This window comes from Paracoccus zhejiangensis (assembly GCF_002847445.1).
Lineage (GTDB): Bacteria > Pseudomonadota > Alphaproteobacteria > Rhodobacterales > Rhodobacteraceae > Paracoccus > Paracoccus zhejiangensis.
Genome location: NZ_CP025430.1, coordinates 2,157,149 through 2,170,987, shown reverse-complemented (window position 1 = coordinate 2,170,987; position 13,839 = coordinate 2,157,149). Strand labels below are relative to the sequence as shown.

Below are 13,839 nucleotides of genomic sequence, written 5' to 3'. Positions count from 1 at the left end.
GCTGATCCGTGACGTTGCGTCCGAAACGCAAAAGGCCGCCCGAAGGCGGCCTTTCGGATGTCGGGCGGTCAGCCTCAGCCGATGGCGGCGGCGCGCACGTCGTCGTCGATGGCCGGCAGGTACTGGGCAAAGTTGTCGCTGAACATCTGCACCAGTTTCGCCGCCTGCTTGTCATAGGCGGCCCCATCGGCCCAGGTCCGGCGCGGGTCCAGCAGCACGTCCGAGACGCCCGGCACCGAGACCGGAACCTCGAAGCCGAAATTCGGATCGCGGCGGAACTGCACGTCGTTCAGGCTGCCATCCAGCGCTGCGGCCAGAAGCGCGCGGGTCGCCACGATCGGCATCCGCGAGCCGGTGCCATAGGCGCCGCCGGTCCAGCCGGTGTTCACCAGCCAGCAGGTGGCGCCGGTCTCGGCGATCTTTTCCTGCAGCAGCTTGCCATAGACCTCGGGACGGCGCGGCATGAAGGGCGCGCCAAAGCAGGTCGAGAAGGTCGGAACCGGCTCGACCACGCCGACCTCGGTGCCCGGGGTCTTCGAGGTGAAGCCCGAGAGGAAGTGATACATCGCCTGCGCCGGGGTCAGCCGCGCGATCGGCGGCAACACGCCATAGGCGTCGCAGGTCAGCATGATGATGTTCTTGGGCTTGCCGCCAACGCTGGTGGGCGAGGCGTTAGAGATCGCCTCGAGCGGATAGGCCGCACGCATGTTGTCGGTGATCGAGTTATCCTCGAAATCCAGTTCCAGCGTGTCGGGGTCATGGACCATGTTCTCGATCACGGTGCCGAAACGCGAGGTGGTCGCATAGATTTCCGGCTCGGCCTTGGGCGAGAGGTTGATGGTCTTGGCGTAGCAGCCGCCTTCGAAGTTGAAGATACCGCGCTCGGACCAGCCATGCTCGTCATCGCCGATCAGCACGCGCGAGGGTTCGGCCGACAGCGTGGTCTTGCCGGTGCCCGACAGGCCGAAGAAGATCGCCACGTCATCGGCATCGCCCGGCGCGTGATTGGCGCTGCAATGCATCGGCATCACGCCCTTGGCCGGCAGGATGTAGTTCAACAGGGTGAAGACCGATTTCTTGTTCTCGCCGGCATAGGCGGTATTGCCGATCAGGATCAGCTTCTTCTCGAAGTTGAGCGCGATCACGGTCTCGCTGCGGGTGCCGTGGCGGGCCGGATCGGCCTTGAAGCCGGGGCAGTTGATGATGGTGAATTCCGGCACGAAGGTCGCCAGCTCGGCCGCGTCGGGGCGGCGCAGCAGGTGGCGGATGAACAGGTTGTGCCAGGCAAGCTCGGTCACCAGCCGCACGTCAAGGCGCAGCTCGGGATCGGCGCCGCCGAACAGGTCCTGCACGAAATAGTCGCGACCTTTCATATGGGCCAGCATGTCCTGATGCAGCAGGTCGAACTGCTCGGGCGCCATCGGCTTGTTGTTTTCCCACCAGATGCTGTCCTCAACGCCGGGCGTGCGGACCACGAACTTGTCCTTGGGCGAGCGGCCGGTATGGGCGCCGGTATGGACGAGGAAGGTGCCACCCAGACCCAGCTGACCTTCGCCACGGGCGATCGCCTCGTTCATCAGGGCGGGTTCCAGCAGGTTGTAATAGACCCGGCCGAGTCCCTCGATTCCCTGATCCTCCAGTCGGCAATTCGGGTTCACGCGCGTGGTCATCGGTGTTTGGCTCCGTGCAGATGTGATAGGGCGGTCCAAGGGGCCGCTGGGGTCGCTATAACATGGAGTGTATATGAAGAAAGTCTTACCCCGGCATGGGTTAGCGCAAACACCTTATGTTATCGCCATCAATTCATTTTTCGGTCATGATGCGGAGGACAGGGGCGGCAATCGGGGCCTCCAGAGGGGGCGGAATGGCGGGTGATTCGGGTCTGCGACTGCGCGGCAGCAGCGTCGCGCTGGACGGGCGGGGCGTTCTGCTCACCGGAGATTCGGGGGCGGGCAAGTCGTCGCTGGCGCTTGACCTGATGGCGCTTGGCGCCGGGCTGATCAGCGATGACTGGACCCTGATCCAACGCGAGGGCGGGCGGCTTCTTGCGGACGCACCGGCCAGCATTCGCGGGCAGATCGAGGCGCGGGGAGTCGGCATCCTTGCGGCCGATCCGGTCGGGCCACTTCCACTGACGCTGGTGGTCGAACTGGGCAACGACCGGGGCGAGCGTCTGCCGCCGCTGCGACAGGTTGAAATCGCAGGAATTTCGCTGCCCCTTGTCAAAACGGCCTACCAGCCTCATCTTGGTGCTGCGCTGCGGCAATTGTTGATCGGCGGTCGCCTTGCCTGACCGCCCACCCCTGCCGCCGACAGGAGAAACATGGCTGAGGACAGCCCGATGATCAGACCGGCCGTAGGTACCCCTCGGGACGAGGGTGTACAGCGGCTGGTGCTTGTCACCGGACCTTCAGGCGCCGGCCGGTCGACCGCGATCAACGTGCTGGAAGATCTGGGCTTCGAGGCCATCGATAACCTGCCGCTCACGCTGATCCCGCGTCTGCTGGACGGCCCGGCGCGACCCGTGCCGCTGGCCCTCGGACTGGATGTGCGCAACCGCGATTTCTCGGCCTCGAATGTCATCGAACTGATCGATGCGCTGACCCGCAACCCGGCCTATGCGCCCGAGATCCTCTATCTTGACTGCGCGCCCGCCACGCTGGTCCGCCGCTTCAACGAGACCCGACGCCGCCATCCGCTGTCGGTCGATGGCGCGCCGCTGGACGGCGTTGCGGTCGAGATCGACCTGCTGGCGCCGATCCGGGTGCGCGCCGATGTGCTGCTCGACACCAGCGAGATGTCGCCCCACGACCTCAAGGAAGAACTGAACCGCTGGTTCGGCTCGGCCGAGACGGCAGGGCTGACCGTTTCGGTGCAGTCCTTTTCGTACAAGCGGGGCGTGCCGCGCGGGGTCGACGTGATGTTCGACTGCCGTTTCCTGGCGAACCCGCATTGGCAGCCCGAGTTGCGTGCGCAGGACGGCCGCGACTCGGCGGTGCAGGCCTTTGTGATGGCCGATCCGCGCTATACCGAATTCTTCGACCGGATTCGCGCTCTGGTTGAATTTACCCTTCCGGCACACCTGCAAGAGGGGAAAACCCACCTTGCCATCGGATTCGGGTGTACCGGAGGGCAACACCGTTCCGTCACATTGGCTGAAAAAATGGCAGACGCGCTTGCAGATGCCGGGTGGCGGGTGTCAAAAAGGCACAGGGAACTTGAACGCCGTGGTTCGGCGCCGGCACCTGCAAACGATTCGGCCTCGGCCGGGCAGGGCACGGCATGACCCGGATCGATTGCACTGGTAGGTCGGATTGATCGGAATCGTCATCGTGGCTCATGGTGGACTGGCGCGGGAATATCTCGCTGCCGTCGAACATGTGGTGGGGCCGCAAAAGGGTATCGTGGCTGTGGCGATCGAGGACGATCATGACCGCGCCGCCAAACAGGCCGAGATCATGGCGGCTGCTCAATCGGTTGATCAGGGGCAGGGCGTGGTGGTGGTGACCGACATTTTCGGCGGCTCACCCTCGAACCTGTCGATGCCGGCCTGCGCGCTGCGCGACCGTACCATCCTTTACGGCGCCAACCTGCCCATGCTGGTCAAGCTGGCCAAGTCCCGCAATCTGCCCGTGCGCGAGGCGGTCAGCATCGCCAAGGATGCGGGGCGGAAATACATCAATTCCTATACCGTTCCCGAACAGATGTGCGAACGCGGCAACCGGGCGGCCGGATGAGTTCGGCGCCGATTACCCGCGACCTGACGATCATCAACGTCAAGGGGTTGCACGCCCGTGCCAGCGCCAAGTTCGTCGAATGTGTCGAGCGTCATGACGCGCAGGCGCAGGTGACGTTGGACGGCATGACCGTCTCGGGCGATTCGATCATGGGCCTCTTGATGCTGACCGCCGAGCGCGGCAAGACCATCAGCGTCACCACATCGGGGGCCGAGGCCGCCCTGCTTGCCGACGCGCTGCAGGCGCTGATCGCCGACTGTTTCGGCGAAGGCATGTAGGGCCACCGCGTGGCCGACCGTAAATCCTATCACCATGGCAACCTGCGTCAGGCGCTGGTCGATGCCACTGCCGCGCTGGTCGAGGAATCCGGCCCGCAATCTTTCACCCTGACCGAGGCCGCCCGCCGCGCCGGTGTCTCGCCCGCCGCGCCCTATCGCCATTTCAAGGGTCGCGACGACCTGCTGGAAGAGGTCGCCCGACAGGGCTTTCTGGAATTTGCCGACCGGCTCGAGGCGGCCTTCGATGACGGTCGGCCCAACCCGATGACGGCCTTCCTGCGCATGGGACAGGCCTACCTGGATTTCGCCCGCGAGCGGCCCGGCTTCTACATGGCGATGTTCGAATCGGGTATCTCGATCACCGGCAATGCCGAACTGGCGCGCGCCTCGGACCGGGCTTTCGGGATGCTGGTCCGTGCTGCCGAGAACCTGTTTGCCGAGATGCCGCCGGACCGGCGCCCGCCCGCGCGCATGGTCGCCAATCACATCTGGGCGCTGAGCCATGGCGTGGTCGAGTTGTTCTCGCGCGGCAAACCCGGCGGACGCACGCCCATCGCTCCGGCGGACATGCTGGAAAGCGGGGTGCTGATCTATCTGCGGGGTCTGGGCGTCCTGCCGGGCTGACCGCCGGATGCACGAAGGCGCCGCCACGCGAAGCGGGCGACGCCTGTCTTCCCTGATCGTCGTGTTGTCCCTGCACGCCACCCGTCCCCACGGGCGGCGGATCGATCAGGGATAGATCACCACCGGCACGCCGGTTTGCAGCATGGCATAGACTTCCTCGATCTCGGTATCGGTCACCGCGATGCAGCCCGCCGTCCAGTCCTTGCGCTTGGGCGCCAGGGCATTGCCCTCGCGGCCGCGGCCGTGGATGAAGATGTCGCCGCCCGGCTGGCGGCCATACATCAGCGCGCGCGCCACATCCTCGGGATCGGGATAGGAGATCCCGACCGAGAGGTGATAGGAACTGCGCGGGTTGAACCGGTCGATGAAATACATGCCCTCGGGGGTCTTGCCATCGCCCTCGAACATCTTGTGCCCGACCGGCTGGTTGCCAAGACCCACGTCATAGGACCGCACCACCTTCTGCCCGCTCAACAGGAACATCCGACGGTTGTCCTTGTTGATAACGACCTGGGTGACCGGGGGGCCACTATAGGATTTGAACTTGCTGGTTTTGGAGCCGCCGCAGGCTGCCAAACCCGCAACCCCCGCCAGCGCCATCGCTGAACGCCTCGTCAGAATCATCACTGCCCTTTAGTCGCTGTTTTCGCGTTGTTGATTATGTTTGAAATACCATATGGCCGGTCACCGCGCTAGCGTCGGCGGAATTCCGCGACCGTTTCGACATGTGGCGACCAGCGGAATTGATCTATCAGCAACAGTCGGACCAGATCGAAGCCGCTTTCGGTCAGAATCCGGGCGTCCCGGGCGAAATTCACCGGATCGCAGGCGACGAAGGCGACCCGATCCACCCGCGACTCCGCGATCTGGCGTGCCTGTTCCACCGCCCCGGCACGCGGCGGATCGATCACGATCGCGTCAAAGGGTGTGAGTTCCTCGGCCAGAAGCGGGTTCCGGGCGAGGTCGCGAGTCGCCACGGTCAGCCGCTGCAACCCGCTGGTACGCCGCCAGCCGGCCATCAGCGAATCGAGCGGCGCGGCCAAACCCTCGACCGCGTGAACCTCGGCGCGTTCCAGCAGCGGCAAGGTGAAGGTGCCGATCCCGGCATAAAGATCGACGATCTTTCGCGCCCCGGTTGTCATCTCCAGCACCGCCCGACGCAGCGCCGCCTCGCCCTCAACGGTGGCCTGCAGGAAAGCCCCGGCGGGCGGCACCACCAGCGCCCTGCCGAGCGGAAGCGCCGGCGGGCGGCGGGTGATCGCCTCGCCGTCCCAATCGAGCCGGGCCAGATCGCCTTCTTCGGCCAGCGCGGCCAGTGCCTGCAGCAGGTCCGGAATCATCGGCTTGCCGCCGGTAACGGCCACATCCAGCCCGGCAGGCCCGTGGATGACGCTGATCGACAGTTCGGCGCTGCGCGAGGCCCCGGCAATCACGATCCGGCGCAGCAGCGGCAATGCCGCCTGTATTTCGGGGCGGATAACGCGGCAGTCGGTGATGTCGGCGATCACGTCCGAGGCCCGGGCATGAAAGCCCAGCAGCGCGCCCTTCTTGGTCCGCCGGCCCGAAAACACCGCCCGCCGTCGCGAACGGGGTGGCGAGGTCAGCACCGCCTCGACCTCGGCGGTGATCCCCTGCGCGGACAGGGCCGTCTCGACCACCTGCCGCTTCCAGCCGCTGGTGAACTCGTCCGAGGCGTGCATCAGTGAGCACCCCCCGCAGGCGCGGTAATGACCGCAGACCGGTCGCACCCGATCGGGCGAGGGCGTCAGGATGCGCGGGGCGGCGATACGGCCCTCGAGTGCCTCACCCTCGATCTCCTCGCCGGGCAGGGTGAGGGGCGCCAGCGCGCGGCCCACCGGCCCCAAGGCAACGCCATCGCCGCGCCGGCCCAGTCTTTCGACGGTCCAGCGGCTCATCGGGCAGGGCGGGGCTGAAGGCAGGAATTCATGTGCAGGGCCAGTGTTCGGAATGATTGTGTGTAGGTCGGCGAGTTTGCCGCGTGGTTCAAGCCCCCGCCGCCGGGTCTGAGGGCTTGATCACTGATTTTCGGGACCAATCTGCCAACGCTCTTGCCGAACGGAGGCAATCTTGCCACCATCGGCCCGACCGGGAGGTGGTTCACATGCATGATTTCGGCCTGCTGATCGCCCGCTTGCTGCTGGGCGTTCCCTTTGTCATCTGGGGTTTCCTGAAGCTGCGCGGCGGCGAGGCCAAGCTGGTGCCGGTACTGGCCGGGCTGGGCCTGCCGGATGCGACCGCGCTGGCCTATCTCGTGGGCCTCTGCGAACTCGTCGGCGGGATCGGCGTGGTCCTGGGCTACCCGGTGCGGACCTTCGGCGTGCTGCTGGGCCTCTGGTGCCTCGTCACCGGCTATGCCGCGCATCGCAAGGACCTGAACGCGATGCTGTCCCATATCGCCATGGCGGGTGGCTTCTTCGCGCTGGCCGCTGCCGGGGCCGGTGCGCTGGCGCTGTTCGGCGGCGATCCGACCGGGGTGCTGGCCGACGTGCAATAAGGCGCCCGCTATTCCGCCGCCTCCTCTGCCGCCTCGTCGAGACCCAGGAAACCGCCGGATTGCCGGTTCCAGTAGCGCGCGTAAAGCCCGTTCTCGGCCAGCAAGTCCTCATGCGTTCCCGCCTCGACGATCCGGCCCCGGTCCAGCACGATGATCCGGTCCAACTCGGCGATGGTCGACAGCCGGTGGGCAATGGCCAGCACGGTCTTGCCCTGCATGGCGCGGGCCAACGCCTCCTGCACCTGCGCCTCGACCTCGCTGTCGAGCGCGCTGGTGGCCTCGTCCAGCACGAGGATCGGGGCGTCCTTCAGAATGGCGCGGGCTAGGGCGATACGCTGGCGCTGTCCGCCCGACAGCTTCACCCCGCGCTCGCCCAGATGCGCCTCGTAGCCTTTGCGCCCGGCATAATCCTCGAGCCCCAAAATGAACTCATGCGCCTCGGCCGCCTTCGCCGCCGTCTCGATCTCGGCCATGCTGGCATCGGGTCGGCCATAGAGGATATTGTCGCGGGCCGAGCGGTTGAACATTGCCGTTTCCTGCGTGACCATGGCGATCTGCTGGCGCAGGCTTTCCTGCGTCACCTCGCGGATGTCATGCCCGTCAAGGGTGATCTTGCCCTTCTCCACGTCGTAGAGCCGCAACAGAAGCGCCACCAGCGTCGATTTCCCCGCGCCCGAGGCGCCGACAATGCCGATCCGCTGTCCCGGCAGGATGTGCAGCGACAGATCGTCCAGCCCCCCGGTCTCGCGACCATAGGCAAAGCTCACATGGTCATAGTCGATCCGGCCCTTGACGCGATTCAGCGTGATGGCCCCCGGCGCATCGCTCAGCGCATGGGGCGGGGCGAGGGTCTTCATTCCGTCCTCGACCTCGCCGATGCTGCCCCACATGCCCATCAGCGCCATGCTGACCCAGCCGGTCATCTGGCTCAGCCGCATCGAGATCGCCCCGGCGGCGGCCACATCGCCGGGCGTCGCCAGCCCGTCGCGCCACAACATGACAGAACCGCCGATCAGGATCACCGGCAGGACGCCCGCGATGAACATCAGCGACAGGCGGAACCAGCTGGAGACGACACCGAAATCCAGCGCGCGTTCGCGGAAACCGGCCATCGCGCCCAGTGCCGCGCGATCCTCGTGATCGGTATGCGCGAACAGCTTCACCGTCTTGATATTGGTGATGGTGTCCACGACCTGCCCGGTGACCATTGCCCGGGCCGAGGCGCGCGCGCCCGAGCGTTCGCGTACCAGCGGCAGGAAGAAGCGGATCAGCGCGAAATAGCTGGCCAGCCATACCAGCAGCGCCAGCGCCCCCCAGCCATCGACCGCGACCAGGAAGGCTGCCGAGCCCAGTACCGAGGCGAGCGCGAAGGCCACAACGTTGACCATCTCGGTCGCCACATCGGTCACTGCCCGCGCGGTCTGCATCTGCTTCTGCGCCAGTCGCCCGGCGAAATCATTGTCAAAGAAGGTGACCGACTGCCCCATGGTCCAGCGATGCAGCCGCGACAGAACCAGCGGCAAGATGTTCGGGCCGACGATAACGCTGGAACTGGCGGTGGAGAGGCCGAAGATGACCGGCCGGATCAGCAGGAAGAACCCCAGGAACAGCGCGATCAGCGCCGCCTGCTCCGACCACGGATCGGTCGGGTTGCCCGTCGCCACAGCATCGACCGCCATGCCCAAAAGGATCGCCGTCAGCACGTCGCAGACCCCGGCCAGCGCCGAGGCGATCCCGGCCAGCGTCAGCCCGCCCCAGGCCCCCGAGAGGCACCAGCGAAAGAAGGCCAGAAGGGTCCGCGGCGGCGGGCCATCAGCGGGACGAAAGGCGTCGACCATATTGCCCATGCGGCGATGCAGGCTCATGCGCCCTCCTTTGCCGCCAACCGGGCGGTCTCGATCAGGTTTGCGGCGGGGGTGGCAAAACCCTCGGCGATCCAGCGGGCTTCGGCGGCCTTCAGACCTTGGCCGAGGGCTGGCCCCTGCAACTCGGGCATCAGGTCAGCGGCGGCGATGGGCAGCCGGGCGCGCGCAGCGGCGGCAATCTGATCGCGCCACCCCTCAGGCAGCCGCAGGCCGCGTGCCGCCCGGACCAGCGCGATATCGGTCGCCAGCGCCGCACCAAGGCGATAACCGGCCTCATTGAGCGACCAGTTCGCCGCCAGCGCCCCCGCCAGTTGCGCCTGCTCCCCGGCCTCGGCGCGCGACAGGCGAAGGGCGTCCGCTGCGTCGTCTGCGCCCAGCAGCGCCAGTCGGCGCGGCCATGCGGGCGCGGCATCCCCTTCAGCCGCGATCAACGCGGGCATCTGCGCCGGGTCCGCACCGGGTAGAACCCGCGCCAGAATTCCGGTCTCGGTCATCAGCGCCAGCGCATCGGAGGGGTCGGGCGCAGCCAACAGCTTGCGCATCTCGGCCCCGATCCGCTCTTTCGAGATGCCCGCGAGGCCACCCGCCAGCGCCGCGCAGGCAGCCAGCGCCTGCGGCTCGGCTTCGCGGCCATACCAGGCGTGAAAGCGGAAGAAGCGCAGGATGCGCAGGTAATCCTCGTGGATACGCTCCTCGGGATCACCGACAAAGCGCAACCGCCGCGCCGCCAAGTCATCCAGCCCGCCGACCGGATCAATCACCTCGCCCGCGCGGGTCGCGTAAAGCGCGTTCATGGTGAAATCGCGCCGCTCGGCATCCTCCTCGATGCTGTCCGAGAAGGCGACGATCGCGCGGCGCCCGTCGGTCTCGACATCGCGGCGGAAGGTGGTGACTTCGAAGCCGGTCCCGCCCGAGACCACGGTGATCGTGCCATGTTCGATCCCCGTCGGCACCGGCTTCAGTCCCGCCGCCTGCGCCAGCTCCACAACCCGCTCGGGTCGGGCGTCGGTGGACAGGTCCACATCCCCGATTGGCTCGCCCAGAAGCGCATTGCGCACCGCGCCGCCGACTAGAAACACCCGATGCCCGCCCGCCTCGATCGCATCGAGGACGGCCAGCAGTGCCGGATCGGTGAGGAAGGGGCCGGAGATCCGCATCAGGCCGCGAACCTGTTGGCCAGCGACCAGAGGATGCGCGCGGTGGCACCCCAGAGGTAATATGGACCGTAGGGCGCGGCGTGATAGCTGCGCCAGCTGCCGCGCCAGTATCGCCCCTCGACCCGGTAGCAGGCAGGATCTGCGATATGGTCGAAGGGCAGGTCAAAGACCTCGGCCACCTCGCCCGGCTCGGGAATCGGGTCGAAGCGGCCGCGAATGACGGCCAGGACCGGGGTGATGGCAAAGCCGGTGACGGTGCGGTGCGCGGGTAGCGTGCCGATCACCTCGACCTGTTCCGTGGGCAATGCAATCTCCTCGCGCGCCTCGCGCAGGGCGGCGGCAATCACGTCGGCATCACCCGGATCGACCTTGCCGCCGGGCAGGGCGATCTGGCCGGGATGGTGGCGCATCGTGGCGGCGCGCTTGGTCAGCACCAGGCGACCGTCATCCTCGTGAAAGGCGGCGAGCACGCCGGCCGGGCGCAATTGCCCGGCCGGCGGCGCGACCTCGGGGTTCAGATCGAAATCCGAGGTCGGCCCTGCCGGAGCTGCCAGGGCCTGTCTCAGCAGGTCTTCCGACCAGCCGGTTCTCACTCGGCCGCCCGGTCTTGCGGTTCGATCGGATTGCCCTCGGCATCGACGGTCGCCTCGAAGCCGAGGCTTTTCGGGTCGAACTCGTAATGCGCGCCGCAGAACTGGCAATCTGCGGTGACGATGCCCTCGGGCGTGGTCATGTGGCCGATATCCTTCGCCGAGTAGATCGACAGCGTGTCGCGCACGCGGTCCGCGGTGCAGGAACAGCCGAACTCCACCCGCTGCGGGTCAAAGACCCGCGGGGCTTCCTCGTGGAACAGTCGCACCAGAAGGTCGGTCGGCGCGAGCGAGGGGCCGATCAGCTCCAGCGGCTCGACCGTGTCCAGCAGGATATTCGCCCGGTTCCAATCCTCGGATTCCGCGCCCTGGAGGATGTCGGCTGCCTCGATCAGCCCGCCTTCACCACTGCCGCCCTCGGACCCGCTCATCGGCGTCGCCGGCAGGGTCTGCAGCATGACGCCGCCCGCGCGCCAATGCTCGGCCTCGCCGGCCATCTGCGAGCGGCCATGGGTCAGCGCAAAGCGCGTGGGCAGCTGTTCGGATTGCGCGAAATAGGTCTGGGCGCAGGCCGAAAGCGAGCCGCCGGCCAAGGGCGTGATACCCTGATAGGGAGTGGTCCCCTGGCCCTGATCGATCAGGATGGCGAAATAGCCCTCGCCGATCTGCTCGAAGGGCGGGCGACCGTCCAGCCGCGCCTCGTCGAAACTGGCCCAGGCCCGGATGCGCGCCGGTTCGCCCTCGGTTGCGGGGGCGTAGTAGTCGGCGGCGATGGTGCGGATGGCGCCGCTGCCCCGCACCTGCAGGCTCAGCTTCCAGCGCAAGCTGATGGTCGGGCCGATCAGCGCCGCCAGCAGCGCCACCTCGGCCACCAGCGCGCTGACCGGGGCCGGATAGTTGTGGCGCGACAGGATATGCTCCAGCACCCCGTCCAGCCGGGCCACCCGGCCACGGATGTCGGAACGGTCAAGCTGGAAGGGAAGGACCGTATCGTCCCAGGCGATCTGGTTGATCTTGTTCATCATAATTCCTTGCAATCGGGGCAGCGCCGGCACGGGCACGGCAATATGGCTCGACCCCAATATAGGCAATTGCGGCCCGATCCCAAGGGTGGGCTTTCCACTCGCGCAGCGGGCGGCTAATCCATGCCGGATGACCCAGAAGGACGACGGTCGATGATCCCCCGCTATGGCCAGCCGCCCGAGTCCGGCCACCGCTATCGCGCCCGGCCCGGCGCCTATGCCTTGCTCGTTCGGGACGGGCAGGCGCTGCTGACCCTGCAAACCCGGCCCGAGCCCGAGCTGCAACTGCCGGGCGGTGGCATCGATCCGGGCGAGTCCCCCGTTGCGGCCCTGCACCGCGAAGTATTCGAGGAGACCGGCTGGTCCATCGCCGCACCGCGTCGGCTCGGCATTTATCGCCGCTTCGCCTGGCTGCCCGAATACGGCTACCATGCTGAGAAGATCTGTTCGATCTGGCTGGCCCGTCCCCTGCGACGACTCGGCCCGCCAAGCGAGCCGGATCACCTGCCGCTGTGGTTGCCACTGGACGATCTGCCCGATGCGCTGGCCGATCCGGGGTCCAGGGCGCTGGTGACCCGATGGCTTCGGGCGGGCCGGCCCTGGCGCTGATCGCCGCCCCTCCGTCATGGCGGCAAGTTGCCCCTGCGGTCTGGCCCGGACCGCAGCGGGTCAGCGTCGCGATCTCCCCATTCACGATGCTCGATCAGCACCGCCGAGATGTCGTCGCGCCTTTCGCCATGGGTGAATTGCGAGACGCAGAAGGACATGGCGTCGAGGAAGTTGTGACCACTCAGTCCCCTGTGGCCACGGGCAATGTTCATGACCCCCTCGTCGCCGAGAAGATTGCCATCGGGATCGGTCGCCTCGGTGATCCCGTCCGAGGCGATCAGCAGGCGGTCACCGGGGTTCAGCCTCAGGCGAAATTCGTCGAACCGCGGTCGGGCAAGCACCCCGATGGGCATGCCGCCATCCCCCACGGGCTCGATTTCGCCGGTCCGGCGCTGGACCAGCGGATGGGGATGCCCGGCCTGCACGCCGCGCAATTCGCCGCTGTGGAAATCCAGATCGGCATAGACCATGGTGAAATAGGTGTCGGTCTGGGTCTCCTCCAGCAGCATGGTGTTGAAGAACTGCGCCAGCGCCAGCGGTGAGACCGCCTCGGTTCCGGCTTGCGCGGCGCGCAGCGCCACGTTCTGCTCGGTCGAGCCGGACAGATGTGCCGCCAGCCGCGCGGTCAGCAATGCGGCGGTGACGCCATGGCCGGACACGTCGATCGAGAAGATTCCGGCCCGGTCCTGATTGATGGGAAAGAAGCCGACCAGGTCCCCGCCGATATGGCCCGCAGGGCGCAGCAGCAGAGACAGCTCAAAGTGCTGGAACCGGCCCGAGCGTTCGCGCACCAGGCCCTGCTGCAGCTTGCGCGCCTCGCGCAGGTCGCGATCCATCGCCTCCTGCGCCAGGTTCAGCCGGTCCAGCGTCTTCTGCAGCTGGGCATTGCTGGCCCGCAGCTTCTCCTCGAATCGCAGGATCCGGTCGCCGGCGCGCAATCGCGCCCGCAGCTCAGCCCCCGAGATCGGCTTGGTCAGGAAGTCGTCGGCCCCGGCCTCCAGCCCGTAGGCGATGTCCGAGGCCTCGGTCTTCGAAGTCAGCAGGATGAAATAGCCATAGCCTTCGCGGCTGAGCCCGCGGAACTCGCGGCAAAGCTCGGGGCCGGTCATCCCCGGCATGATCCAATCCGAAAGCACGATATCGGGTTCGTATCGCCGGCAGACCTGCAGTGCTTCGGGCCCGGATTCCGCCTCGATCACCTGGTAACCGGCGCGCTGCAGCTGGATCGACAGCATCCGCCGTTGCGCCCGGCTGTCATCCACGAGCAGGACCAGACGGCCCGGAGCGGGCGTCAGCGCCCCCGGCGGCAGCGGGTCGTCAAGGCGAATCGGGTCACTCACCCGCCTTGGATAGGGCAGGGGCGGTAAAGATCAGGTAAACCGGGAAAACCGCCGAACCTGCCCGAGGTTTAAGCATTCCGTAAGTCGCTGCTGCTAGACAGG

Annotated in this window: 15 protein-coding genes; 7 read left to right on the top strand and 8 right to left on the bottom strand. The window is 66.9% G+C overall.

Annotated features, from left to right (window positions below; genetic code table 11):
- Nucleotides 1-74: 74 nt before the first annotated feature.
- Entirely contained in the window at nt 75-1,670 is a 1,596-nt protein-coding gene (locus CX676_RS10525; protein WP_101752571.1) for a phosphoenolpyruvate carboxykinase, read from the bottom strand.
- A 194-nt stretch (nt 1,671-1,864) separates the two neighbouring features.
- On the opposite strand from CX676_RS10525, the gene CX676_RS10520 reads away from it, so the two are divergent.
- The 5 genes from CX676_RS10520 to CX676_RS10500 are packed head-to-tail and all read left to right on the top strand — an operon-like array spanning nt 1,865 to nt 4,639.
- Nucleotides 1,865-2,293, top strand: coding sequence for an HPr kinase/phosphorylase (locus tag CX676_RS10520; RefSeq protein WP_101752570.1), 429 nt, complete (start codon nt 1,865-1,867; stop codon nt 2,291-2,293).
- Between the two features lie 48 nt (nt 2,294-2,341).
- Nucleotides 2,342-3,286 (top strand): RNase adapter RapZ, encoded by a 945-nt coding sequence (gene rapZ, locus CX676_RS10515; RefSeq protein WP_101754263.1) that lies wholly within the window; start codon nt 2,342-2,344, stop codon nt 3,284-3,286.
- A 28-nt stretch (nt 3,287-3,314) separates the two neighbouring features.
- Nucleotides 3,315-3,737 carry a PTS sugar transporter subunit IIA gene (locus CX676_RS10510; RefSeq protein WP_101752569.1) on the top strand — a complete coding sequence of 141 codons (423 nt, stop codon included), beginning with the start codon at nt 3,315-3,317 and terminating at the stop codon, nt 3,735-3,737.
- Nucleotides 3,734-4,015: an HPr family phosphocarrier protein gene (locus tag CX676_RS10505; protein ID WP_101752568.1), complete on the top strand. Its 282-nt coding sequence runs from the start codon at nt 3,734-3,736 to the stop codon at nt 4,013-4,015. The genes CX676_RS10510 and CX676_RS10505 overlap by 4 nt, the downstream gene beginning before the upstream one ends.
- 9 nt (nt 4,016-4,024) lie before the next feature.
- Entirely contained in the window at nt 4,025-4,639 is a 615-nt protein-coding gene (locus CX676_RS10500; protein ID WP_101752567.1) for a TetR/AcrR family transcriptional regulator, read from the top strand.
- Nucleotides 4,640-4,744: 105 nt separating this feature from the next.
- On the opposite strand, the gene CX676_RS10495 is transcribed toward CX676_RS10500, so the two are convergent.
- Nucleotides 4,745-5,263 carry a L,D-transpeptidase family protein gene (locus CX676_RS10495; RefSeq protein ID WP_101752566.1) on the bottom strand — a complete coding sequence of 173 codons (519 nt, stop codon included), beginning with the start codon at nt 5,261-5,263 and terminating at the stop codon, nt 4,745-4,747.
- A 68-nt stretch (nt 5,264-5,331) separates the two neighbouring features.
- On the bottom strand, nt 5,332-6,555 hold the full coding sequence (locus CX676_RS10490) for a class I SAM-dependent RNA methyltransferase (protein ID WP_101752565.1): 1,224 nt from the start codon (nt 6,553-6,555) through the stop codon (nt 5,332-5,334).
- Between the two features lie 206 nt (nt 6,556-6,761).
- Here CX676_RS10490 and CX676_RS10485 point away from each other — a divergent pair, with 206 nt between their 5' ends.
- Nucleotides 6,762-7,154 (top strand): DoxX family protein, encoded by a 393-nt coding sequence (locus tag CX676_RS10485; protein WP_101752564.1) that lies wholly within the window; start codon nt 6,762-6,764, stop codon nt 7,152-7,154.
- An 8-nt stretch (nt 7,155-7,162) separates the two neighbouring features.
- On the opposite strand, the gene CX676_RS10480 is transcribed toward CX676_RS10485, so the two are convergent.
- The 4 genes from CX676_RS10480 to hslO are packed head-to-tail and all read right to left on the bottom strand — an operon-like array spanning nt 7,163 to nt 11,788.
- Complete coding sequence (locus tag CX676_RS10480) at nt 7,163-9,019, bottom strand: ABC transporter ATP-binding protein (RefSeq protein ID WP_101752563.1); 1,857 nt, start codon at nt 9,017-9,019, stop codon at nt 7,163-7,165.
- Nucleotides 9,016-10,176 (bottom strand): CCA tRNA nucleotidyltransferase, encoded by a 1,161-nt coding sequence (locus CX676_RS10475; RefSeq protein ID WP_101752562.1) that lies wholly within the window; start codon nt 10,174-10,176, stop codon nt 9,016-9,018. The genes CX676_RS10480 and CX676_RS10475 overlap by 4 nt, the downstream gene beginning before the upstream one ends.
- The gene (locus CX676_RS10470) at nt 10,176-10,769 is read right to left on the bottom strand and encodes a CoA pyrophosphatase (protein ID WP_232816416.1); all 594 of its coding nucleotides are present in this window, start codon (nt 10,767-10,769) and stop codon (nt 10,176-10,178) included. The genes CX676_RS10475 and CX676_RS10470 overlap by 1 nt, the downstream gene beginning before the upstream one ends.
- Nucleotides 10,766-11,788, bottom strand: a complete 1,023-nt coding sequence (hslO, locus tag CX676_RS10465; protein ID WP_101754261.1) for an Hsp33 family molecular chaperone HslO — start codon at nt 11,786-11,788, stop codon at nt 10,766-10,768. The genes CX676_RS10470 and hslO overlap by 4 nt, the downstream gene beginning before the upstream one ends.
- Before the next feature lie 153 nt (nt 11,789-11,941).
- On the opposite strand from hslO, the gene CX676_RS10460 reads away from it, so the two are divergent.
- Nucleotides 11,942-12,397 carry an NUDIX domain-containing protein gene (locus CX676_RS10460; RefSeq protein WP_101752561.1) on the top strand — a complete coding sequence of 152 codons (456 nt, stop codon included), beginning with the start codon at nt 11,942-11,944 and terminating at the stop codon, nt 12,395-12,397.
- Nucleotides 12,398-12,411: 14 nt separating this feature from the next.
- On the opposite strand, the gene CX676_RS10455 is transcribed toward CX676_RS10460, so the two are convergent.
- Nucleotides 12,412-13,737, bottom strand: a complete 1,326-nt coding sequence (locus tag CX676_RS10455) for a PP2C family protein-serine/threonine phosphatase (protein ID WP_232816415.1) — start codon at nt 13,735-13,737, stop codon at nt 12,412-12,414.
- Nucleotides 13,738-13,839: the final 102 nt, after the last annotated feature.

What these genes read in the sequence shown, in the direction of transcription:
- CX676_RS10490 (WP_101752565.1), bottom strand. Translation starts at nt 6,555, where the DNA reads ATGAGCCGCTGGACCGTCGAAAGACTGGGCCGGCGCGGCGATGGCGTT.
- CX676_RS10460 (WP_101752561.1), top strand. Translation starts at nt 11,942, where the DNA reads ATGATCCCCCGCTATGGCCAGCCGCCCGAGTCCGGCCACCGCTATCGC.
- rapZ (WP_101754263.1), top strand. Translation starts at nt 2,342, where the DNA reads ATGATCAGACCGGCCGTAGGTACCCCTCGGGACGAGGGTGTACAGCGG.
- CX676_RS10525 (WP_101752571.1), bottom strand. Translation starts at nt 1,670, where the DNA reads ATGACCACGCGCGTGAACCCGAATTGCCGACTGGAGGATCAGGGAATC.
- CX676_RS10495 (WP_101752566.1), bottom strand. Translation starts at nt 5,263, where the DNA reads ATGATTCTGACGAGGCGTTCAGCGATGGCGCTGGCGGGGGTTGCGGGT.
- CX676_RS10475 (WP_101752562.1), bottom strand. Translation starts at nt 10,176, where the DNA reads ATGCGGATCTCCGGCCCCTTCCTCACCGATCCGGCACTGCTGGCCGTC.
- hslO (WP_101754261.1), bottom strand. Translation starts at nt 11,788, where the DNA reads ATGAACAAGATCAACCAGATCGCCTGGGACGATACGGTCCTTCCCTTC.
- CX676_RS10485 (WP_101752564.1), top strand. Translation starts at nt 6,762, where the DNA reads ATGCATGATTTCGGCCTGCTGATCGCCCGCTTGCTGCTGGGCGTTCCC.
- CX676_RS10480 (WP_101752563.1), bottom strand. Translation starts at nt 9,019, where the DNA reads ATGAGCCTGCATCGCCGCATGGGCAATATGGTCGACGCCTTTCGTCCC.
- CX676_RS10505 (WP_101752568.1), top strand. Translation starts at nt 3,734, where the DNA reads ATGAGTTCGGCGCCGATTACCCGCGACCTGACGATCATCAACGTCAAG.
- CX676_RS10520 (WP_101752570.1), top strand. Translation starts at nt 1,865, where the DNA reads ATGGCGGGTGATTCGGGTCTGCGACTGCGCGGCAGCAGCGTCGCGCTG.